This is a genomic window from Providencia sp. PROV188 (assembly GCF_027595165.1).
Classification (GTDB): Bacteria; Pseudomonadota; Gammaproteobacteria; order Enterobacterales; family Enterobacteriaceae; genus Providencia; species Providencia lanzhouensis.
In genome coordinates, this window is sequence record NZ_CP097291.1 from 832,679 (window position 1) to 856,163 (window position 23,485).

General features: G+C 42.1%; 24 protein-coding genes. 2 read left to right on the plus strand and 22 right to left on the minus strand.

Annotation, left to right across the window (positions count from 1 at the left end; translation table 11 throughout):
* Positions 1-47 precede the first annotated feature (47 nt).
* Both fbaA and M5X66_RS03630 read left to right on the plus strand, forming a co-directional pair.
* Positions 48-1,124, plus strand: a complete 1,077-nt coding sequence (gene fbaA, locus M5X66_RS03625) for a class II fructose-bisphosphate aldolase (protein ID WP_006657248.1) — start codon at positions 48-50, stop codon at positions 1,122-1,124.
* Positions 1,125-1,296: 172 nt separating this feature from the next.
* Positions 1,297-1,575 (plus strand): VF530 family DNA-binding protein, encoded by a 279-nt coding sequence (locus tag M5X66_RS03630; protein WP_132496208.1) that lies wholly within the window; start codon positions 1,297-1,299, stop codon positions 1,573-1,575.
* Between the two features lie 201 nt (positions 1,576-1,776).
* Here the strand turns inward: M5X66_RS03630 and M5X66_RS03635 are convergent, their stop codons facing one another.
* From M5X66_RS03635 to hpaD, 22 genes are all read right to left on the minus strand, one after another.
* Complete coding sequence (locus M5X66_RS03635) at positions 1,777-2,034, minus strand: helix-turn-helix domain-containing protein (RefSeq protein WP_036953973.1); 258 nt, start codon at positions 2,032-2,034, stop codon at positions 1,777-1,779.
* 33 nt (positions 2,035-2,067) lie between these two features.
* Positions 2,068-3,456, minus strand: coding sequence for an O-antigen ligase domain-containing protein (locus M5X66_RS03640; protein WP_154600415.1), 1,389 nt, complete (start codon positions 3,454-3,456; stop codon positions 2,068-2,070).
* A gap of 21 nt (positions 3,457-3,477) precedes the next feature.
* A complete protein-coding gene (locus M5X66_RS03645) occupies positions 3,478-4,545 on the minus strand; it encodes an adhesin (RefSeq protein ID WP_270103881.1) in 1,068 nt (355 codons plus the stop codon).
* Positions 4,546-4,560: 15 nt separating this feature from the next.
* Entirely contained in the window at positions 4,561-5,067 is a 507-nt protein-coding gene (locus M5X66_RS03650) for a fimbrial protein (protein WP_036953978.1), read from the minus strand.
* Positions 5,068-5,077: 10 nt separating this feature from the next.
* Positions 5,078-5,614 carry a fimbrial protein gene (locus M5X66_RS03655; RefSeq protein ID WP_036953980.1) on the minus strand — a complete coding sequence of 179 codons (537 nt, stop codon included), beginning with the start codon at positions 5,612-5,614 and terminating at the stop codon, positions 5,078-5,080.
* Positions 5,607-5,972 (minus strand): hypothetical protein, encoded by a 366-nt coding sequence (locus tag M5X66_RS03660; protein ID WP_036953982.1) that lies wholly within the window; start codon positions 5,970-5,972, stop codon positions 5,607-5,609. The genes M5X66_RS03655 and M5X66_RS03660 overlap by 8 nt, the downstream gene beginning before the upstream one ends.
* A 27-nt stretch (positions 5,973-5,999) precedes the next feature.
* Positions 6,000-6,728, minus strand: a complete 729-nt coding sequence (locus M5X66_RS03665; protein ID WP_036953984.1) for a fimbrial biogenesis chaperone — start codon at positions 6,726-6,728, stop codon at positions 6,000-6,002.
* 12 nt (positions 6,729-6,740) lie between these two features.
* The gene (locus M5X66_RS03670; RefSeq protein WP_036953986.1) at positions 6,741-9,230 is read right to left on the minus strand and encodes a fimbria/pilus outer membrane usher protein; all 2,490 of its coding nucleotides are present in this window, start codon (positions 9,228-9,230) and stop codon (positions 6,741-6,743) included.
* Positions 9,231-9,266: 36 nt separating this feature from the next.
* Complete coding sequence (locus M5X66_RS03675) at positions 9,267-9,824, minus strand: fimbrial protein (protein WP_270103882.1); 558 nt, start codon at positions 9,822-9,824, stop codon at positions 9,267-9,269.
* Positions 9,825-9,865: 41 nt separating this feature from the next.
* Positions 9,866-10,417: a fimbrial protein gene (locus M5X66_RS03680; protein ID WP_036953990.1), complete on the minus strand. Its 552-nt coding sequence runs from the start codon at positions 10,415-10,417 to the stop codon at positions 9,866-9,868.
* Between the two features lie 357 nt (positions 10,418-10,774).
* On the minus strand, positions 10,775-11,257 hold the full coding sequence (locus M5X66_RS03685; protein WP_036953993.1) for a FidL-like protein: 483 nt from the start codon (positions 11,255-11,257) through the stop codon (positions 10,775-10,777).
* Positions 11,247-12,065: a winged helix-turn-helix domain-containing protein gene (locus M5X66_RS03690; RefSeq protein ID WP_270103883.1), complete on the minus strand. Its 819-nt coding sequence runs from the start codon at positions 12,063-12,065 to the stop codon at positions 11,247-11,249. The genes M5X66_RS03685 and M5X66_RS03690 overlap by 11 nt, the downstream gene beginning before the upstream one ends.
* A 198-nt stretch (positions 12,066-12,263) precedes the next feature.
* Positions 12,264-12,782 (minus strand): 4-hydroxyphenylacetate 3-monooxygenase, reductase component, encoded by a 519-nt coding sequence (gene hpaC / locus M5X66_RS03695; RefSeq protein WP_036953999.1) that lies wholly within the window; start codon positions 12,780-12,782, stop codon positions 12,264-12,266.
* Between the two features lie 19 nt (positions 12,783-12,801).
* Complete coding sequence (hpaB, locus tag M5X66_RS03700) at positions 12,802-14,364, minus strand: 4-hydroxyphenylacetate 3-monooxygenase, oxygenase component (protein WP_108479482.1); 1,563 nt, start codon at positions 14,362-14,364, stop codon at positions 12,802-12,804.
* A gap of 451 nt (positions 14,365-14,815) precedes the next feature.
* Complete coding sequence (hpaA, locus tag M5X66_RS03705) at positions 14,816-15,694, minus strand: 4-hydroxyphenylacetate catabolism regulatory protein HpaA (RefSeq protein ID WP_036954004.1); 879 nt, start codon at positions 15,692-15,694, stop codon at positions 14,816-14,818.
* 223 nt (positions 15,695-15,917) lie between these two features.
* Positions 15,918-17,288 carry a 4-hydroxyphenylacetate permease gene (gene hpaX / locus M5X66_RS03710; protein ID WP_036954007.1) on the minus strand — a complete coding sequence of 457 codons (1,371 nt, stop codon included), beginning with the start codon at positions 17,286-17,288 and terminating at the stop codon, positions 15,918-15,920.
* Positions 17,289-17,442: 154 nt separating this feature from the next.
* On the minus strand, positions 17,443-18,249 hold the full coding sequence (gene hpaI, locus M5X66_RS03715; protein WP_036954009.1) for a 4-hydroxy-2-oxoheptanedioate aldolase: 807 nt from the start codon (positions 18,247-18,249) through the stop codon (positions 17,443-17,445).
* A 10-nt stretch (positions 18,250-18,259) separates the two neighbouring features.
* Positions 18,260-19,063, minus strand: a complete 804-nt coding sequence (gene hpaH, locus M5X66_RS03720; protein WP_036954012.1) for a 2-oxo-hept-4-ene-1,7-dioate hydratase — start codon at positions 19,061-19,063, stop codon at positions 18,260-18,262.
* Between the two features lie 192 nt (positions 19,064-19,255).
* Positions 19,256-20,719 carry an NAD-dependent succinate-semialdehyde dehydrogenase gene (locus M5X66_RS03725; protein ID WP_036954015.1) on the minus strand — a complete coding sequence of 488 codons (1,464 nt, stop codon included), beginning with the start codon at positions 20,717-20,719 and terminating at the stop codon, positions 19,256-19,258.
* The gene (locus tag M5X66_RS03730; protein WP_195848953.1) at positions 20,716-21,945 is read right to left on the minus strand and encodes a Bcr/CflA family multidrug efflux MFS transporter; all 1,230 of its coding nucleotides are present in this window, start codon (positions 21,943-21,945) and stop codon (positions 20,716-20,718) included. Before M5X66_RS03730 ends, M5X66_RS03725 begins: the two co-directional genes overlap by 4 nt.
* Before the next feature lie 56 nt (positions 21,946-22,001).
* A complete protein-coding gene (locus M5X66_RS03735) occupies positions 22,002-22,385 on the minus strand; it encodes a 5-carboxymethyl-2-hydroxymuconate Delta-isomerase (protein WP_036954018.1) in 384 nt (127 codons plus the stop codon).
* A gap of 9 nt (positions 22,386-22,394) precedes the next feature.
* Positions 22,395-23,276 (minus strand): 3,4-dihydroxyphenylacetate 2,3-dioxygenase, encoded by an 882-nt coding sequence (gene hpaD / locus M5X66_RS03740; RefSeq protein WP_036954019.1) that lies wholly within the window; start codon positions 23,274-23,276, stop codon positions 22,395-22,397.
* Between the last annotated feature and the right edge of the window lie 209 nt (positions 23,277-23,485).

Consider the following 23,485-nt stretch of genomic DNA (forward strand, 5'->3'; position numbering starts at 1 on the left):
ACACAACAGGCAGCGTAGGCTGCCTGTTCACCACAGGACCTTTTCACATGTCTAAAATTTTTGATTTTGTTAAACCAGGTGTTATCACTGGTGATGATGTACAGAAAGTTTTCGCGGTTGCCAAAGAAAATAACTTTGCATTGCCAGCTGTGAACTGTGTTGGTACTGATTCAATTAACGCCGTACTTGAAGCGGCAGCTAAAGTACGCGCTCCGGTTATTGTTCAGTTCTCTAACGGTGGTGCTGCATTTATCGCAGGTAAAGGCCTGAAAGCTGAAGGGCAACAAGCAGCTATCTTAGGTGCAATTTCAGGTGCACACCACGTACACCAAATGGCAGAGCACTACGGTGTGCCAGTGATTCTGCACACTGACCACTGTGCGAAGAAATTACTGCCATGGATTGACGGTCTGTTAGATGCGGGTGAAAAACACTACGCGAAAACGGGTAAACCACTGTTCTCTTCTCACATGATTGACCTGTCAGAAGAATCTCTGGAAGAAAACATTGCAATCTGTTCTAAATATTTAGAGCGCATGGCGAAAATCGACATGACTCTGGAAATCGAATTAGGTTGTACTGGTGGTGAAGAAGATGGTGTTGATAACACTGGCATGGACAGCTCAGCGCTGTACACCCAACCAGAAGACGTGGCTTACGCTTACGAAAAACTGAACGCTATCAGCCCACGTTTCACTATCGCGGCTTCTTTTGGTAACGTACACGGTGTTTATAAACCAGGAAACGTACAATTAACGCCAAAAATTCTGCGTAATTCCCAAGACTACGTGTCTGAGAAATTTAACCTGCCACACAACAGCTTAGATTTCGTTTTCCACGGTGGTTCCGGCTCAAGCGCTGCTGAAATCAAAGAAGCAGTAAGCTACGGTGTTATCAAAATGAACATCGATACCGATACTCAGTGGGCAACATGGGATGGTATTTTACAGTATTACAAAGCGAAAGAAGGCTACCTGCAATCTCAGTTAGGTAACCCAGAAGGCGATGATAAGCCAAACAAAAAATACTACGATCCACGTGTGTGGTTGCGTAAAGCACAAGACTCAATGGTTGTTCGTTTAGAGCAAGCATTCAAAGAACTGAACTGCGTAGATGTTCTGTAATTTACGAGTTTAACTTGTGAATAAATCATCCCCCAGCAGGGTAACTTGCTGGGGGATTTTTTATGTTTTCACTAAGGAGTCTGTAACTTACCGTATTGATTGCGAGCGCCTTGCATTTCTTGTAATCTTCGCGTGCTTTAAATACTCCGAAATGCCCTATAAGGTAATACAAATGACTGAACATAAATCTAAAGACCCATTACATGGGGTTACACTTGAAATGCAGGTAACAGAATTAGTTAACCATTATGGCTGGGCAAAATTAGGCAACATTATTAAAATCAACTGCTTCAACAAAGATCCCAGTATAAAATCAAGCTTAAAATTCCTACGAAGAACGCCATGGGCGCGGGCTGAAGTTGAAGCGCTCTATCTTGATATGCTAGAAGACGATTCAATGGATGATGCCAACTCATCTTCTGATGATCCGTGGGGAAATCACCGTATTTAATATCTCGATCACAATGCGCCTCTAATTGCGGGATAATATATTAGTATTTATTTTTCTAATTATTGAATTAACAGGTTCTAGCAATGTAGAAATATCCGTCTAGGTTGCTTTTAGGAATGAAAATGCCCCCTAAAAATAGACTTAGAGGGCATGATTATGTCGCGATCAAATAAGGTTTTCGGCGATATAAATACAACAGCATTACAGATTAATCGGTACTGTTACCGAAGAATTTCTACGTTCTAAAAAGTAATTTAAATCACATTGAAGCACATTGGCAAAAATACATAATCGGTGGATTGTAAAATTTTGAGTTCCACGTTCATAGCGAGAGATCTGCTGTTGGCTTAAGCCCGTTTTTTTACCAAGAATACTGGCACTCCAGCCCAATAATAGTCGGCGTTTACGGACTTTTGCACCAATATCTGTATTGGAGATTTGATTGTCATAGAGAGTCATTATGCTGTCCTCGTTTATCTTTTAATTTTCTCATTATGCAAATGAAAAAATATTGGTGTGAAAGAAAGATTGACCATTAAATAAATTTAATCCAATAATAAAAACGATGAGGCCAATAATAAAAGTGCTAAAACTAAACAATAAAGAAAGATGTTTATTAATATAGAAACTGGATTGTTCTCTCAGTGGGAATGAAGCATCTGAAAATGATAAAAACAATATAATCATTCCCCAATGTAATACTGATTGTAAAAATGGGTGTTCTAAATTGCTATTAATAACCACAGGTGTTAATGCTAATACCAAGGATATTGAATAACCGTTCCCGTTTTTTTTATATTTAATAATTGACTGATAAATAACATATATACCCCCCGTTATTATTAATGACATAAAAATAAGGTTGATAAACCCACCAGTCATAATCCAACGCAATATCTCATTATAAATATGAGGAACAATATAATTTTCAGAACTTAAAAATGGGAGCTGATTTTTCTCCATGCTCGCATTAATAATTAAAGGTTGTTCCCAAACTTCAGCTGGTGGGTAGATAAACAGTGAAATGGAAAACCGTAACATCTGCTTAAGGTGAAAGCGGTTGATTATCTCACTGTCGATATACTTTGGGCATAGCTGAATAAGGTAAACTCCAATAAATACAGCGACGGCAATAATGAAATAGCTGACACTGACCCTTACTTTATTCTTTTGATAAAACAAACAGATAAAGATAAATGCGCAAACTGCAAAACTCAATGTTGTGGTGATGGATTGCAGAACAATCAGCGTCACCGTAAACAAGAAAATACAGAAACTTAATAGTGTTATGCGGCATTTTTCTTGGATGAGTGATGCGAGTTTAAATTGCGATAACACAAGGGTCATCAACGAAAACATACAGCTCATCGCCATGTTAACCGATAAAATGGTAATTTGTTGTGTCAAACCATATGACCGCATATCTGTTGCAAAATAAAAAATACTGGTTTCAAAAAAGTACTGATAAATAGTAAATAAACACTGAATAACATTAATAGCGATAAAACAATAAATACAGAAAGATTGAATTAGCCACTTCTCTCGTATTTGCAGTCCAACAATATACAGTATGACTCCTGCGCTAATACCAGACCAATACCAAAATATAACATTATTACTTTCTTTTAGATAAAAAAGATTGATGCTTAATATGGCTAGCGCTAAACAAAAACACATTGCAGGAATCGTAATGAAAATCCGATTTTTTCTATAAAATACGGTAAATGCAATGATGGAAATAATTAATGCAATCGCTAACCAGCTAATAATATTTTGTGGCAGCGATTGCCTTAAGCTACCTAAATTATCAATGTAAATTATGCTGGCGAGATTCCAAATAATAAAAATACTAATAAATACAGCACGAGAAAGCATAATCATAAAATTTATACTGCATGTTAATTATAAATAAGTTGCAATTAACCACGCATTACCAGTGTATTTTCCTGGCTCAGCATCTAATCCATAAAGGTGGCTTTCGATTTCAATATTTTTCACTTTATCAATGGTGGTTTCGATAGTTTTACCGCGTAGGTTATTCTCTGCATCGTACAGTGATAACTCAGAGTAAATCGTGTTATTACCTGATTTCAGCGGCACACGCTTTTGTGGATCGTTATCCATAACGTAATCTAAGGCGAATTTCACTCTAACCCCCTGACTTCTATCACATTGATAGGTTGCAGTACGGGTTTGTTTACTATCAAATTCAATGGCATCCAGTGTATTGTGATTGATATTTAAGTTATCAATATTGGATTTACAGTTTGATGGGTAGTTAATCACCGACTGAGTTAAATCCAGTTTTACACTCGCTTTATCCGCTGGAACGAATACATCAGGTGTACCCGGATATTGGAACATTCGGGTATAGCCTGCAATCATTGCTGGTGGAATAACAACTTTGCCATCAATGGGAATATCTTTCACATAAATACGTACTTCAAATGGGAATTGAACGGTGAAGAATCCTGCGTCTAATGGCCCCATTTCTTCGGAAGAACACCCACGTCCAGAAATGTTTTTCCAACCCTGAGTAATTCCATTGTCTGAATACAGTGTGAAATAAGTATTCGCATTAATTTTATAAGCGGTTAGCCCCTTAATGCTAAAGCCAGCCTCTGGCATATAAGCAAAAACACGATGAAAGGCATAGTTCCATGCCAGTCCGTTTTGGTAGTTACCCGCTAAAAAATTCACAGTGCAATAGACAGTACCGTAGGGCTGTGATGAACTTTCATTAATCACAATACCCTCTTTATTTGGCGGAGCGACGGAGTAGTATTTCTCGCCATTGCTTCCAATTGTCGGAGTGCTCGCGATGACCGAGTTATTGGAGACAAGATTTATTCTATAACCTCCACCACTGGACGAGTAGCGAGTTAACCCATGAGACACTTGGCTATAGAGAAACAGTGACATCAGCATGGTCATTAATGAAATTAGCGAAGTTTTAGATGTTTTTTTCATTGTCGTTACCTAACTTTAGAGATAATCAATCATCACTGACAGTGCCGCACTAAACGGGCCGACTTCAAGTGTTTCAGGCACTTGATTCGTAACTAATTGTGACTGTAAGGTCAATGTGGCGGTGTCACCACTCACTGACGGGAAGATGGGCTCCCATTTCAGTAGATTGATAGCGGTATTTCTATTGGCTTGGGAAAAGCGGATCCCTAATCCTTGGATCGTGGTGCTTAATACCGTTTCGTTATTAATCGTGAGGGTCGAACCCTCTTTAGGGGATAAATAAATTCGTAAATTTTTACGCAGATCGCACTGTTTAATTAGGATCCCAAAGTTTTGCTTTTCTTCTGTTATGCGATCTAATGCGACATTTTGAAAATTCACATACAGCTCTTTATCACCATTTTCATTGGTGATCACACAGGATGGACGCACTAATGTGGTTTCCAACGTAATTAAAATATCAGCCAGTGAAAAGCTGCTCATTAGCAGGCAAATCGCCCCTAAAAAACCGGATATTTTCATCTGCATTCTCCTACTGGTAGTCCAGATTGAAAGTGACTAAGGATGAGAAACTCCCTGTTTTGAGCCGTCCGTTAAAGGGCTTTTGTGCATATACCCCAAATTGCAGTGGGTTAATGGAGCCTTTTCCCGATTCCGTGACGGTACTGATATCAATCGGGGTATTAAATTTCAAAGGTTGAGCATTCTTGCCATCAGTTAACGCCAGTAACACATTGGACTCGCCGGTTGTTTTCAAATAGGTGACGCCATTGTGAGTTTCAGTATCTTGAGTATTTAGCGTAATTTTGATGGTCTTATTTAATGCCGCGGTTGAGCAATCGACGATATCCAACTGAAAAGGTTGAACATCAGAACGCCCCAGATTTTCAAGTTCAGAAAAGCGCAGACCTGATAAGTAAACCGTTTTCTTCGTGTCATCGTCGGATAAGCGACAACCGATAGGCACCAGTGTCCCTTCAAAATAGACGGATAGACTATTTGCCAAGCTGCCGTAGCTGGTAAATAACAAGCTACTCATGCCAACCATAAGTGCGAATGTTTTAGTCATAAATCATCTCCAAACGGCGTGCTGAGCTTTCGGCTGGAAGTAAAAAAGTCATACTTTTATTTGTCTGCGGCTTTGAAAAAACATATTGCTGACCCGCAAATTTCAACGTGAATGGTGCCCACGTTTGGTTATAAGTGCGGGTGACACAATGGGCATAACTCACAGTAAATTGATAAACAGGTTCATTGACATGATTGACCGCTCTCGTCATCGTTACATTAGGCTGGCAAGGTGTTATGAGAAAACGCGCATGAACATAAACAGTGCCTGTTGTTTCCAATAATGAGGGTTGCGATGGCGTTTCTGCCAATACAGGCATGGCGAACATGAGCGATAACCCAAAGTGATACAGTTTCATGTTGATATTCCTGTTTATCCGTTACGTCTATGGTGTGACTGTGCACTGCGATGCTTGGCACTTAAACGCCAGTGATGGCTTTCCACCATAATCATTGATATAGGTGAGATATGGCGTCGCAAATTTCGCTGATTTTAGGTTATGGGTTGATTTCGGTGGTACCATAACAGCATCAAAATCACTCTGCTCAGACTGCTTCTGGCTGTTACCAATGCCGATAACGGTCAGATAAAAACTTGTTGGGTTATTTAGCTGATAACCATTGGCTGTTGGGGTTAGTGTTACCTGTTTTGCCCACTCTTTTTTGCTATCCGCCACAATTGCTTCTGGGCGATAAAACAGTTTTACACGGCTTTGTAGGGCGATTTGTAGAACACCTGCTTCCGTTGATTTTGGTGGGATCTCACGCAAGTTATAGTAAAACAGAGACTCTCTATCCTGAGGTAACTTACTGATATCTGGCGCAGTGCTTAAACGAACTAAGCTAGTGGATTTTGGCTCCATACGCTGAATCGGTGGCGTCGCGATAATCGGGCCAGCTTCCAATTTTTTCTCTGACGCATCTTCTAACCATGATTGTGCTAGGTAAGGCAGCTCGGGGTTATCATTGCGAATAGTGATGTTAATAGACTGCTGATCACCATCAAAAATAATACGAGTACGATCCAATGTAACTGCGGCGTAAGTGGCGCCCATTGCACCGATAGAGGTCAATAAGACACTGGTGCGAAGTAAATTAAAAAGATTTGATTTCATTTAAATTGTTTCCTAATGACAAATTAATACAGGGTAGCTTTCTGCACTGTTTTTAAACTCAGTGACTTGCGTGCTGCATTGCAATTTATTTCCCCAGTAAAGGTTAAGCAGGTCATTTGGCATCACGCCGACAATCCATGTGATCCCTTGCTCACCCACAATGCCGAGCTCAATGTTATTTTTATTACGCACACTGGCGCCAAAAGGTGGGTAAGTACCGTCTGCCAGTTTTAAACGGGCAAAGGTTTTTTCCCCTTGAATAACATTAAGGCTGCGATAACCGATGGCTCCACGAGTTAATGTGGCTTCGGTAACACTCTCTAACGCTTCGATATTGTTCGGTAATTTACTGGTATTAATTGATGCTGTTGTTTTGCGATAGCTACTCACGTTAGGGAGCACGGTTAAGCCAAAGCGGTTAGTTTTATAAACACCGCCGTTTAATGGCACGTTGCTCGCTCCCGGTGTTTCAACGACTAAGCGCGTTCCACCATAAGCTGCCTGATGCAGCGCAATTCCCTCTTTGACCAATGTGATCCCTCCGTTAATTGACCCACCAACGGTGTGGTACTCGTTGGGAACATAACTGGCATTGGCCGATAGTGATGCCGTTGGGAAGTTCTGGCTCAAATAACCACTGAAACTGGTTTGTGAGTCTTGATACTGTCCCGTTTGGTAACCTACGTTCAGGTTATAACTACGCTGATCGTTGTAGCCGCTATAGCCCACGTTATGGGTTGAAGAACGGCGCCCATTTTGGTCACGTGTATAACCCTCAGAGAAACTCATGCTGCTGCCCATTGTGAGGGGAACAGTGACATACAACGTAATGGCATCATCCTGATATCCCGCTCTTTTGGAGCGTGTCGCAGAAGCAGTTAAGCTGATATTTTTTAACCCTAAATAGGCAATATTGAAGGCGGTGTTGATATAGGCCCCAAATTGCTCTTCCGTTTGGCTATTCCAATACGTGTTGTATTGGTAGTTTCCACCCAGTGAGAACGCATCAAAATATTTATTAATATTGACCTGATAGCTCTCTTTGTGTGCTTGAGTTTCAATCCCTGTACGGCGTTCGTCCAACGTTTGTTGCAATGAACGATAGGTTTCATCCGAGAATCGATAGCCTGCGAAGGTAATGTCGGTTCTCGCCTCATCAAACGATTTTGAGTAACTTAAACGGTAACTGCGTCCTGTTAAGGTATTGCTGAGTAACTTTGCATGGGACTGCGTTATATCAAATGACAAGCTCCCGAAGGTAAATAAGTCACGCCCAAAACCAGCTGAAAATGCTTGGTAGTTTTTGGATAAAATCGACCCACCATAAATAGACCAAATATTATTAAGTCCATAAGAAAGCTCGCCCGATGCGGTCATATCCCCTTCAAGGTGACGCCCATCGTAACGAGGTTTACCGACGGCAAACTTATAGCGAACTTGTCCAGGACGTGTTAAATAAGGCAGCGCCGCTGTAGTAATGCTGAACTTTTGTTCTTCGCCATTTTCTTCACGCACCGTGACATCTAAGGTTCCACGGATTGAGCTATCCAATGTTTGGATCTGGAATGGACCAGCGGGAACCGTAGTTTCCAAAACAATTCGGTCATGGCTTTTGACGATGACCGTGGCGTTAGTCTGAGCTATCCCGATGATCTCAGGGGCGTATCCCGTTAGTTTCGGTGGCAGCATGTTTTCATCGGTCTCTAGTGATAGACCCGTGAACTGCCAGGAATCAAAAATAGCCGAGTAGAAATAGTTTTCCCCCAACGTTAGAACCGAGGCGATATTCGCTAATGAGCGATAAGCATATAAACGGCTGAATATGGCATCGCTATATTCATTGTTATAGTTACCCGATGATTTACGGTAGTTTGCTTGGTAATCCCCACGTAAACGCCACGCACCGAGATTTAACCCTGTAGTTCCGTTCGCAGATAAATAGGATTCTTTTGTTCCGCTATCTCGGCGGGTAAAGGAGCCCGTCAAGGTGTAGTCGAGTAAAAAGCCGTTAATACCGTCTTCCCAGCGAGAAGGTGGCACCCAGCTAGGGTCGGTATATTCCAAATAACTTTGCGGGATCAAGATCGTCAGTGTTAACGTGGATAAATCCACGCTCATGGTACTGCCTTCAAGCGCAGACAAATCGATACACTGATCGTTATCGCGATATTTAATTAAGCGAATAGCTTCTGGTTTTAAGCCGAGTTGATCCGTAATAGCTGCCGGAACACAAACAACGCTAAATAATGAATCTTCAGCAGACGTTGGCGCACCTACAGTAATATCGCGGGCATTACCCAAACGTTCATTATTGACTTTAATCGTTAGATGATAATTTCCAGGCATAACAAATCCGGCCTGAGAAAACTGGCTAAAGTCAATATTCTGAGTATCTTTGGTATCAAGCATATCTGTATTAAATTCAACAGAAAAAGCAACAGTAGGAATACTGGATAAGCAAGATATAATAATTAACTGGTGAAAAATATTAAATTTAGCCATAGTGTTCTTATCATATAAATTAATTTAAAATATTTATTAGTCGTAACTTACATTGAATTTAATCGTGGCAAAGTAATTTCCGGGTTCAATCTCATTATTAATGGTGTCAATTTCTGTTTCATATTTCAAAACACTGACTTTTGTTTTTCTATCAAAGTAAATAGCGCTATTTGAAATAGAATACGATTTATTCGGAGTGACTAAATTGTTATTGGTGTCATAAATATAGACAACGACACCATCCGTAGGACCTGACAGTTTGATTGCATTGTTGTAGATGTCACTATTGGCAAAGAATTTAATTTTTATGCCTTTGCTATTATCTTTGTCATATTCACTAATGCAGTTGTTTAATTTAATGTTAAATGTTTTTCTATTATTATTTTTTGCTTCTTCTGTATTGATGTCACTTTTAGAAACAAGGTCATAATTAATATATTGATATTGGCTGTCTGTTTCTATTGAGCAGGGCGCAGCAACAATATATCCGCGCATAACAGTTTCACCACGAATTCCGCCATCAACTGTATATTCTGCATTAGAAATAAAAGGAGCTAATAATAGTGTTGACCATAAGAAAGATAAATTTCGCATAATGAACCTTTTTATTGGGAGGGTTTCCCCTCCCATAAAAATTATTCGTAAGTGATTTTGAAGTCAGCGATAGAGTTGAATTCACCTTCAGTTACTGGAGTAGAAGCATCAACACGTTTTGCTAATGCAGTAAATTCCAGAACGTTTTCACCTTGTCTGTTACGAATTTGGTTCAGTACAGATTTAGCTTCATCAAATTTAAAATCTTTAATTTGAATACCAACGTTATTAGCGGTACCAGTCACGCCTAAGAACTCTTTATTAGTACCAACGTAGTTTTTACCACCGAAAGTGATTTTGATATCTTTAACTGCAACCCATTTACCTTCAGTATCCTTACTGAATTCGTCGAAGTTACATTCTTTTAATTTAATAGAGATATCTTTCTCTGCTGCATTACCTGCTTCTAAAGAAGCACGTGACAGTTGACCAAATGGAACTTCTTGTTTGGTGCTTTCAGATTCGATATTACATGGGGAGTTAACAACTTGACCGCTAAAATGTAATTCACCCGTGTTGCCGCTAGCTAAAACAGATGCAGACAGAGTAGAAGCTGCAAATAAAACAGCAACAGATAATTTATTTAATTTCATGTGATAGATCCTTAAAGATAAGTAATTTTTAGTCCCTAAAGTGAATGCAAATTGCCTAGTGCATCCATGCATTGGCTTTTTGTGTAAGTCATTTCGACGAAAACAAGTTTATCCATCAGGAGAGTTTTTTGAAATAAAGTATTGGTATTTTAATGAAGTAAAATATTTAATTCTGGTATTAATATTTTTAACGTGAGTTTTAATGTTTTTATTTCACTGTGGTAATGTATGGGATTTTTAATCACTTTTGCTTTAAGGTAAATTAATAAGTAATTTTTAAAAATTAAAAAAATAGAGCATCAAATGTCATAATTCGATGCTCTATATTTGTCATGATGAAATGTTTGCTGATTTAAATTAAATTGTGCAAATAAAAAGAGGGGAGAAGTTCTCTTCAAAAATATAGTTTTTTTCACTCAAACGCTTTATGTTTACAAAATAAATTTGCCCTTCTTGCGGAATACCCCGTATTTTTATTTTATTTTGAGCTTGGTCATTAGGATCAATAACAACTCGTTCGACTTGTGAGAAAAAATGCCCGCCTTGGTAGACATATTTCATATAAAATTTGCGAGCGATAACATAACTTTTACCATCGTTGCTAATGGTTCCATTCATCACAAAGGTATGATGCTCAGGGTCATGCTCATTTGGAATAATACTAAGTAGGTAATAGCCTTTTAAGTCTGAACGGCTATCTGAAATATCAATTTTCAGTGTTGCTCTGCAACTCGGAACAATGGCCGTGTTGTTTTTATAATAAACATAGCTACTAATGAAGACTAAGATGGTTGAAATAATCAGTAGCCAAAAAGCCCTGATAGATTTCTTATTTGACATAAAAATTCTCACAACTCACTGTTGTACTATCTTTGGGGGTGTTAGGACAATAAGATAAAAATAAAAAGTTATCATAGAGGTTTTTATCATTCGTGACGATTCCAACATTGTAATAAAATAATGTAGCCGGTTTTTTGCAATCAATGTTTAACCGTGTTAACTGATTTTGTAAATCAGTAAAACTAATCGTCGTCGTATCGGGTTTATGGTAACTATTAATATAGCGTATGCTGCACTGATCAATGCGACCCACCTCAGGATATTCTGTTCGCGTAGCAAAAAAATAGCTTTTAAAAAGATAAAGTAAGCAAAAAATAATAATCACAACTAAGGCTAGCTCAATAAAACGGTTATTGAGAATGTAACTTTTTTTCTTTACTGTTTGCACTTTTTCTTTTGGTGTTTCTTCTATAACGGCTGCTTTATGTGGTTCATTAAGTAATATTTCTTGAGGTTCTTTTTGCTGGACATCATGATTTAATTCTGATGATAGTAACTGCAATTGCGCATTAAGCTTGATACCCACTTTAGGTATAGTCGTAATTATTTCATCCTCACAAAATGAGGACAAATGACGGCGTAAAACAGAAATGCTACTGTTAAGGTTATTATCGGATGCAACTTGGTTATGTTCATCCCACACTCGGCTTAATAATGTTTCACGATCTAAAATCTCACCATTATTTTGCACTAACACCAATAATAAGCGGTTTAGTGTGGTAGTTAGTTTAATTGCATCGCCGATATTATCGCGATATAACAACCCCTGATGGCTGTCATAAATAATATTATTTATAAGATATTTCATATTTTGTTTTATTTTATTTATTAGGATGTCAAATAAGTATTTTTCCAGTGTATACCTCTAATTTGGTCGGTGTCAATTAGACAGAAATTGCCTGATAATGGATTTGATTTAAGAAAGTTACATTCGATAGATATAATAAAAAAGCCCCTAAATGATGTATTTAGGGGCTTAGAATAGCGTAATAAAATGGAGGTTAAATTAGGCTGTATGCTCTAAGATTTTATGCAAAACGGGATGGAATTTACGTTTAAAATAGACCAAGCCATGTCCATCATCGCTAACAACAATCTTTTTCATCTCAACCATATAGACAGAGTGAGTGCCAATATCTTGTACTTGGGTAATTTCACCTTCAAGATTAGCAAGGGCATTTCTTAACAATGGTTGTTCTAAAATACCTTTATCCCACATATCCCATCCAAAGCGCTCATCCATTGTCGAGCCTTTCATGCCCGCAAAGTGACAAGCTAAATCTTCTTGATCATGGTTGAGAACGTTAACGCATAGGCGGCCATTCTTTTGAAAAACCGCATTCATAGAGCTGTTGCGGTTAACACATACCATCAAAGTCGGTGGCGTATCAGTCACAGAACAAACCGCAGTGGCAGTAATACCGCAACGGCCTTCTGGACCATCCGTGGTGACGATGTTAACAGCGGCACCGAGACTTGCCATCGCATCTCTGAAACGTAAGCGATGTTCATTTTCTAAAGACATTTTGACCTCCTGCTGCCGATTACTTCAGCAGCGAATCTAACAGATTAATATCGTTGTTGTTGTGCAGGTGAGGGCGCTTCCAGCCGTGCTGATCATAGTCAGACAGGCAGCGGTCAACCATGTCAGTCATGGCTTTCATATTACCAGAACCGTATGCATGACGCAGACATTGCAGACGAATTTCGTCTTGGCTTCCCGCGTAGTTAATTTCATACAGCTCGTGACGACCACCGAATTCACTACCGATAGCATCCCACATTAATTTTAAAATTTTAATACGTTCAACGTGATCCATCCCATTTGAACCGCGAACATATTTTGCCAGATATTTGTCAATCTCTGGGTTATTCATATCACGAACGCTTGATGGCAGATAGATCAAACCACTTGTTACGTTACTTTCGATGATATTTTTGATTTTGGTGTAGGCCATTGGTGCCATAACACGATACGTTTGGATGGCTTGAGTATCTGGCAGGAACGCACCGCCTTCCCAAGCTTTTGCTTCTGAACACATAGCATCAGTCAGTGACCAGAACAGGTTACGCCAAGCGACCACTTCACCGAGATCCGCTTGAACACCACGGAAATCAATAACACCCGTACATTCAAGGCTCTTTTGCAGAAGACCTGTGATGAAGTCCAGTTTGACGGCTAAACGTACACAAGCTTGTAATGGGAACAGGCGAGCAAAGCCACCTTGTACCGCCCAGTTACGAGCACGGTCGAAATCACGATAAATCAGCACGTTTTCCCATGGAATTAACACATGATCCATGACCAGAATGGCATCATTCTCATCAAAACGGCTTGATAACGGATAATCAAACGGAGCTCCTGTTGCACCAGCAACTAACTCGTAAGATGCACGGGAAATTAATTTCACACCGTCCGCATCCATTGGCGCAACAAACATCAGCGCAAAATCAGGGTTATCACCCATGACTTGTGCAGAACCAAAACCGATAAAGTTGTAGTGTGTTAACGCAGAGTTGGTTGCAACAACTTTTGCACCGCTGACGATAATACCTGCATCAGTTTCTTTTTCTAGCTTTATATAAACATCTTTAACTTCATCAGCGGGCTTATGGCGATCAATAGGTGGGTTAACAATTGCATGGTTAAAGTATAAACCGCTCTCTTGAATACGTTTGTACCAGTTGCGTGCGTTATCGGCAAACTGGCCGTAATATTCTGGGTTAGCGCCTAAACAGCTGGCGAATGCCGCCTTATAGTCTGGAGTGCGTCCCATCCATCCGTAGCTTTGGCGTGACCAATCTGCGATGGCGTCGCGTTGTTGGCGTAGGTCATCTGCACTTTTTGCGAAGCGGAAGAATTTGTGTGTATACCCGCCGTTGCCTGTATCTGTGCCCCAGCAAAGCTGGTCATGAGTCGATTTATCATGAAGCGCATCATATAACTGTCCTATAGAAGCTGCTGAGTTACGAAAAGCAGGGTGCGTGGTGACATCTTTAACACGCTCACCATAGATATAAATCTCGCGACCATCTTGTAAACTTTTTAGATATTCTTGGCTATTAAATGGGCGCTTAGCATCGGAACGAAAATCTTCTGGTTTCATGTCTACCTCGTTTTAGAACAAAGAGGGCTTGCGGGTTGTCGGCGTACAAAGGTTGCAAGCTTGAATAATGTTAATTTTATGTTTGTTTTGTGTTTACTAATTGAATCGTTTTCTGTGGGGTTTTAAAAGAGATTTTCCAAAGGAAAGCTGGTACTTTTCGTTGGTGAGATGGTTTTATGAAAGAAATGTGATCTTATCGATATTTTAATATTAATGCCATTTCAATTTTAATATATAAGTCTTTATTTATCATTGAATTATGTTTTATTAAAAACTTAATGAATTTTATTTTATATCATTTTGTTTGATTGTTTTTTGAGCTATGCATTCACTTTTTGTTTGCTTCTAATAGTACCAGTTGTAACTTTAAAAATAAAAATGCAAGACATCAAAAATGTTTGCATTATGTAAAATAATTTAAAGGGGATGCTAAAATTTTGATATCCGCGATCTAGTGGATATTTTGTTCACGCCATTGGCTCGGAGAGGTACCTTCAGAGCGATTAAAAAAGCGGGCAAAATAGGCTGGATCTTTAAATCCAAGTTGATAAGCAATTTCAGAAACGGGGCTATCGCAAAATAGCAGCATGCGTTTGGCTTCCCGCAAAATCCTGTCGAAAATAAGCTTTTTAGGTGGGCGGTTGGCAAATCGCCGGCACATATCTTTTAAGCGAGATTCGGTGACGCCGAGCTTATCCGCATAGTCAGGGACAGAGAGATGCTCACGATAATGCATATCGATAAGCTGGTTAAAACGTTGGAATAATCGATGTTCACCACGAACGCCACTAACATGATGCTCGTCAAGGGGGACAGAGCGCAGTAAAAAGGTAAATAAGGCTTGGGCAAGCGAAGATAACACTTGGTCTCGACCAATATAGTTATTCGCAGATTCCCGCGCCATTAAATCCCAATAGTGATTAAAAGTTTCAATGTCTTGGGGCTTATCCGCGACAGATAAACAAATCGCGGGAATATCGACTCTATCCAGATTGGCTGAATAAAGAGACTCCAACAGCGGCGAAATTAAATCTTGCCGCACGGTTAATACATGCCCGTCAGTGTCTTCTTGAGTAAAAAACGCATGGGCGACAGAAGGGGGCGTCAAAATAAATAGCGGTGCCTGCACAGAATAACGAGACTCATCCAGCTGGAGAGTAATATGCCCAGTGACTAAATAGTGTAATTGGAAATAGCCATCGTGACGATGCGCGGGCATGTCGCGACCGAAGAAGGCGGCGAGTTTGCCGAAGGTTTGGTAGTGGACGTCGTCATTACCCAGGACGTCATCGTAGTCCTTCCCAATATCTATGTTTGTAATGCCCGTCATAATTGCTCTTCATTCTTCAAGCTGCAGCGTTGTTGGCTACACAAGCTAATCCTAGTCACATACTTGTGTATGCTCCTAGGAATTAGCTTGCTTGCCGCCTAGCTGCAACTCGAATTATTTTGAGCAATGCTCAAGGTTATTGGAGTGCAGCACTCATTTCTTTAATTCGACTGTTTTACAGTTTTACAGTTTTACAGTTTTACAGTTTTACAGTTTGACCGTTTTACGGTGTGGCTCTTGGTCTTGAGTTTTTCATTGGGATGGCGATGACCAGAAGGGCGCCGACCACCAGCAAACCGGCAACAAAATAGAGACCAGAATTGAAGCTACCCGTTTGATCTTTTAGCCAACCGATTAATAGTGGGCTGACCGCGGAACCTATATTACCTGTTGCGTTGATTACGGCAATACCGATTGCGCGAGCGCGTAAACTGATCGACTGATCTGGCGTGGTCCAGAAAACGGCCATAGCAGTAAACGAACCGGTGGACGCCATAATGATCCCCAATAATTGGAGTATCGGCTGATGAGTCATCGCTGCGATGATCCAACCTGCCGCCGCAAACAAATACGGTAACGCAGTGTGCATCTTACGCTCTTGCAAGCGATCTGAGCGGCGACTCCAATAAATCATCCCCAAAATCGTACAGAACTGAGGGATCGCAGTTAATAGCCCAATCATGGCATTACTGCTGCCCTGATTAAAACTCTGCATAATTTGTGGTGTCCAAATATTAATGGCGCTCAACGTGTTAGTTAGACAGAAATAAGCCACGGTATACATTAAGATCACCGGGGTGAAAATCTCTTTCCACAGGCTGCTATTTTGCAGCGCAGTCTGGCTTTTTGAGCCGTGTGGCTGCACAAGCTCTAACTGGTCTTTATCCATCATCTCTTGCAGGGTGTCTTTATCTTCCTGAGTTAGCCACTTTGCTTTCTTCGGAGAATCATCCAGATAGAACCACACTAAAATACCCAGCAGAACGGATGGGAAACCTTCCAGTAAGAACAACCATTGCCAGCCTTTCAGATTTAACACACCATCTAGCCCTAAAATATAACCAGAAGCTAGTGAACCAAATGCCATAGTAACTGGCATGGCAATCATAAACAGAGCGTTAGCACGTGCGCGGAAATAAGCGGGGAACCAGTAAGTTAAGTAAACTAACATACCTGGTAAGAAACCAGCTTCAGCAATACCCACCAGCATGCGTAAAATATATAAGCTGGTTGGCCCAGTCGCGAACATAGTGGCAGTAGAAGCAATACCCCATAGCACCATGATAGTGGCAATCCAGCGACGAGCACCGACAATGCCAAGCATGATGTTACTTGGAATACCAAAAATAATGTAGGTGGCGTAAAACAGCGTCGCTGCCAGACCAAACATGGTGGACGTTAGACCAATGTCTTTCCCCATTGTTAGCCCCGCAAAGCCGATATTAATTCGGTCTAAGAACGAGAAAACAAACAGAACAAACAGAAATACGATCAGTCGTTTAAAAAGCTTATTAATTACCCGCTGTTGCGGTTCGGTAAGGTTCTTATGTTGCTCTGCAGGGTTGGTGCTAGCAACATTCTGTGAATGACTCATTATAATGCCCTCTAATTACAATTTATTATAGGTACAAGGGTCTACTAGGCAGTCATTTGGGCTGCCTTGTTGTGGTTGCGATTTTATTGCTTACTATCTAGGTCGCTCATGAGCGTAGGGTAAAATTGAGCGACCTAGAGGAGTTCAGATTGCTTTAGTACACGCTAGATGCGCTGTTATCCATATCGGAAACCGTTTTACCGAATTTTGCGGCAAGGGCTTCAGCGGTGCGCGCTAGTAATGTGGTATCCACGCCAACGGCGACAAACAAGGCGCCGAGCTTAATATAGTGTTCTGCGATATCCGGTGCCGCCATCAAAATTCCTGGCGCTAAACCTGCCGCACGAATTTGCTTAATGGCATCTTCAATCACCGCTTTCACTTCAGGATGGTTTGGATTGCCAGAAAAGCCCATATCCGCACTCAGATCCGCAGGACCGATAAAGACACCATCAACGCCTTCAACTTTGAGGATCTCAGGCAGATTTTTTATAGCTTCGCGGGTTTCCACTTGGACAATCACGCACATTTCATCGTTAGCGCGTTTTAAATAATCGGGAATACGATTCCAGCGAGAGGCGCGCGCTAAGGCGCTGCCCACCCCACGAATTCCCGCGGGTGGATAACGAGTTGAGCGTACCGCTTGCTCTGCTTGTTCTGCATTTTGCACCATCGGCAGTAACAGCGTTTGTGCACCGATATCCAGCAATTGCTTGATAATCACTGGCTCATTCCACGCCGGACGAACTACCGGTTGTGATGGATAAGGGGCGATTGCTTGTAATTGCGCTAAGGTCGTTTGCACATTGTTTGGTGCATGTTCACCATCGATCAACAGCCAATCAAATCCAGCACCAGCAACCAGCTCAGCACTGTATGGGCTGCACAATCCTAGCCATAAACCAATTTGTGGTTTGCCTGTTTTCAGGGCTTTTTTGAATTTATTTTCTAACAGATCCACAGTGAACTCCTTATGCAAAGCGGCAGCTAATTGAGCCCATCACGCCGTAGTCAACGTGGAAAACATCCCCTTTACGAGCAGGAACAGGGCGAGTGAATGAACCGCCAAGGATAATTTGTCCCGGCTGTAACTCCACATTGTGTGGGGCTAATTTATTGGCTAACCATGCCACGCCATTGGCAGGGTGGTTGAGAACCGCCGCTGCAACGCCAGATTCTTCGATCACGCCATTACGATAAAGCAGGGCGCTGATCCAACGCATGTCTAAATCACGAGGTTTAATCGGACGTCCACCTAAGATCACCGCGCCGTTTGCCGCGTTATCTGAAATGGTGTCGAACACTTTACGTGGGCGGTTAGTGTCAGGATCGATATTGTGGCAACGGGCGTCGATCAGCTCTAAAGCGGGGATCACATAGTCCGTGGCGTTATACACATCAAATAAGGTGCAGTTAGGGCCGCGCAGCGGTTTTGCTAACACGAATGCCAGTTCAACTTCGATACGCGGAACGATAAAGCGATCCGTTGGAATATCACAGCCATCATCAAAGAACATATCATCGAGCAGTGCGCCATAATCAGGCTCATCAATCTGGGAACTGGCTTGCATCGCTTTGGATGTCAGACCGATTTTATGCCCTTTTAATACGCGCCCTTCCGCCAGTTTTAAGCCAACCCACTCTTTTTGAATGGCATAGGCATCTTCAATGGTCATTTCGGGATGATCCAGTGAGATTTGACGGATTTGCTGGCGGCTTTTTTCCGCTTGGTTTAGGCGTTGAGCGATTGTTGAAATGGTATCTTGTTGCAACATCTTATTTTTCCTTTTGCACCTCAGCTCGTCATACTTCGAGCTATAACTACGTTAGCTTCACGATAGGCTTGCGCCTATCCCCTAGTCACACGGTATGCTCCTAGGGGATTAGTCTCATTTACTGTTTTGTTCTAACTTGAATTATTTAGAGCTAAGATTTTAAAAGCGAAGACCGCCAGCTAATGTTTCTTTCTAATTAGAAAGACCACCAAAGCAGAGATATTTCACTTCCAGATAATCTTCGATTCCGTAACGGGAGCCTTCACGACCAAGTCCTGACTGCTTAATACCACCAAACGGAGCCACTTCATTTGAAATAATGCCTTCGTTAATACCCACCATGCCGCTTTCTAATGCTTCAGCCACACGGTAGATACGTCCGATATCACGTGAATAAAAATAGGAGGCCAGACCAAACTCAGTGTCGTTGGCAAGGTCGATAGCTTCTTGTTCATCACGGAATTTAAATAATGGCGCTAATGGACCAAATGTCTCTTCTTTCGCCACTTTCATGGATTCAGTCACATTGACTAATACCGTCGGTTCGAAGAACAGACCACCAAGGCTGGATGATTTACCGCCCGCAGCGATGCTCGCACCTTTAGCAACGGCATCCGCAATGTGCTCAGACACTTTATCCACGGCAGCTTGGTTGATAAGCGGGCCTTGCTCAGAATCAGCTTGGGTTGCTGGACCAATTTTTAATGCGCTCACAGCTTTCGCTAGGCGAGCCGCAAACTCATCGTAAACACCTTCTTGCACTAAAATACGGTTTGCACACACGCAAGTTTGTCCGCTATTACGGAATTTAGCGGCTAAAGCCCCTTGAACCGCAGCGTCTAAATCCGCATCGTCAAATACGATAAATGGTGCGTTACCGCCTAATTCCAGTGACATTTTTTTCACGGTATCTGCGCACTGTTCCATCAGCAATTTACCCACGCGGGTAGAACCGGTGAAGGTCAGCTTGCGAACAATCGGGCTAGATGTCATGACCGCACCAATCGCTTTGGCATCGGTACCTGGAACGATATTGAATACGCCAGCAGGAATACCGGCTTCTTCACCTAATGCTGCTAATGCCAGCGCCGATAATGGGGTTTCAGCCGCAGGTTTTAATACCATGGTGCAACCCGCTGCGAGGGCAGGACCGACTTTGCGGGTGATCATCGCATTCGGGAAGTTCCAAGGGGTGATAGCAGCGACCACACCCACAGGCTGCTTGATGGTCACTAAGCGGCGACCCGGCAGTGGGGATGGGATAGTTTCACCGTAAGTACGTTTACCTTCTTCGGCAAACCACTCAATAAAGCTGGCTCCGTAGGCAATTTCGCCCATGGATTCATTGATGGATTTACCTTGCTCAGTACTCAGGATCTGCGCAAGTTCTTGTTGGTTTTCCATCATTAAACGGAACCATTTGTTCAGAATTTGGCTACGTTCTTTCGCGCTTTTTGCACGCCATGCTGGCAATGCTTTTTCTGCGGCTTCAATGGCTTGTTGAGTTTCAGTTGCACCCACATTACTGACGCGAGCAATCACTTCTCCATTTGCCGGGTTAGTCACATCAAACTGGCTACTGTCTTGGGCATTTACCCATTGACCATTAATGTAAGCCTGCTGGCGGAATAATTTAGAATTGGTGTTTAAGCTCATTTTTCGTTGTTCTCCGAAGACACTGAATGAACGTGCGCGTGGACATTTTTAGCGGACAAGCGTTGGCTTGAAAAACTCAGTCCGGCACAAATCGCCATTACGAGTGCCATAGCAAATGGGGATTCATCTTGTAGTATGGACACTGCAACACTGGCAAGGGCTGCCAAGGCAAACTGAATTGAGATGGCGAGCGCACTGGCGCTGCCTGCGATTTTCCCGCGGTGTTGCAGTAACAGTGACAAACTGTTGGTGCCGATAGCATTAACCATCGATAGGAACAGAACCACTAGGATAACAATAATTGGTAGGCTTTGTTGATAGAAAATTAACAACAGAACACCAAAAATCAATTGGATACCGCTTTGCATGCCCAAAATTCGTGGCAGGCTATACACCTTGAGCAATCGGACATTCAGCAGCAACATGGCAATCATGCCCAAAATATTGCAGCCAAACAGCAGCCCATAATACTGTTCAGAAACACCAAAGTAGTTGATATACACAAACGGTGAACCACTGATAAAGGCGAACATACCGGCAAAAGAGAATGCCATAGTACCAATAATGCTTAGTGCTTCTCGGTCTGTGAGCACCAACCGATAATTATGAAAGGCGACACCGACTAAATTGCGGGATTCACGCTGATGAGGCAAGGTTTCAGGTAGCAGTAAGAAAATCGCTGAAACAGAGCACAGCCCCACGGCCGCGAGAACATAGAAAATCACCTGCCATTCAAAATGAATTAATAAAAAACCGCCCACTAATGGTGCTAATAATGGGGCTATCATGGTGACTAATGTCATCAGTGATAACACTTTAGGCAGCTCGCTAGAAGGATACACATCACGGGCAATGGCGCGCGCCATCACTATCGCTGCACCACTTCCAAATGCTTGCAATGCTCTAAAGGTAATTAAGGCTTCTGAGCTGGTGGCTTGCGCGCATAACAGGCTGGCGAGGGTGAAAATCGCCAGCCCACTGAGCAACATTTTACGGCGCCCCAGCAGGTCGCTCAGGGGACCATAAAACAGCATGCCGACACAGAAGCCCGCAAAGAATGCCCCGAGGGTGTACTGCATTTGTCCTTGGGTGGCATTCAGTGCTTGCGCCATTTTTGGCAAGGCTGGCAAGTACATATCAATCGATAGGGGACCGAACGCCACCAGTGAACCCAGTAACGGGATCAACCAGCGCGGTATCGGTCTATTGGTAAATGAAATTGGCATATTGCCCCCTATCGATATTCATCAATCACGATTTAAATTTTTATGACTTAAGCTTTTTATGATTTAAACAGTGCATGCACATTGTTCTGCTTATAGTTCAGAACAGGGTCAAGCTCTTCCATAGTGAAAGAGAGTGCCAAGTAACGTTTTGCCATCAGAGAGGCAAAATGGGTTTTGATCAGATCAAACAGCATTTCCCCAGTTTTTTGGCGATCTTCGAGGGAGCGACCCGCACCAATTTTTAAGGTCATATGCACAAACGCGTAATCGTGTTTGCCATCCGCCATTTGCCAAGTATCCAACCAGATTGCGCGGCTACGAATGCCCCCTAATGGGAAAATTCCAGTGCCAGCTAGCGCGCTGTTTACTTTAGCGAACAGCTCGGGTAGGGCTGCTTCTTCACGAATGTTGTCGGTGCATTCAGCATAAAAATGAGGCATATCTGCTCCTTATGCGTTGGCTGTTTGTTTGTCAGTGATAAATTTTGGTAGTGGGAAAATCGCGTTGATTTGCCCAGTTCCAGAGCTGGCGAACAGGTCAGTTAACACTTCCACTTTCTCATCATATTTATCCCAGCCCAGCAGACCCAGTAACATCACGGTGTCATGCATGTGACCTTCGCCATAGCAGTAATCCGCGTACTCCGGCAGCATTTTGCAGAACTCAGCAAAGCGACCTTCACGCCACAGTTTGACGACGCGTTTGTCCATTTGCTCATCGAATTCGCGGGTATAGCTGTTCATGCCGTCTTCTGCACGATGGTCATCGATAAAGCGGTGAGACAGTGAGCCGCTCGCGAGTACCGCCACGGTACCGTCATATTTTTCAATCGCAGTCAGTACGGCTTCGCCTAATTTACGGCTAGTTTCAAAGCTGTGTGAGGTACAGAATGCGGAGATAGAGATCACTTTAAAGTGGCGATCGCTGTTCATATAACGCATTGGAACCAGCGTCGCGTACTCTAGAGTTAGGCTTGGAATTTCATGAGCTTGAGCACGAACGCCTAGCTTGCGAGCTTCTTCACCGATCATCTGACCCAATACAGAGTTGCCGTCATACTCATATTCCATATCGCGGATAAAGTGTGGCAATTCATTACTGGTATAGATGCCTTTGAAGTGATCGGCGCAGTTAATGTGATAAGCACTGTTGACCAGCCAGTGAGTGTCAAAAACGATAATGGTGTCGACGCCGAGTTCACGGCAGCGACGACTGATTTCTTTGTGCCCATCGATGGCGGCTTGGCGACAACCGTGGTTTTTGCCCGGCAGTTCAGATAGGTACATTGATGGGACGTGTGTGATCTTTGCGGTTAATGCCAACTTACCCATGTCTTTTCCCCTTCGCTTATCCGTCATACTTCGCGCTGTAGCGTTGTTGGCTTCATAAAGTCACCCTAGTCACATACTTCAGTATGCTCCTAGGGATAACTTCACTTGCCGCCTAGCTACAACACGAATTATTTAGGATAAGTAGCTAAATTAATTATCATTGATTCAAAATTACATATAATTCAAATCGTATAGATTACTTAATTGAT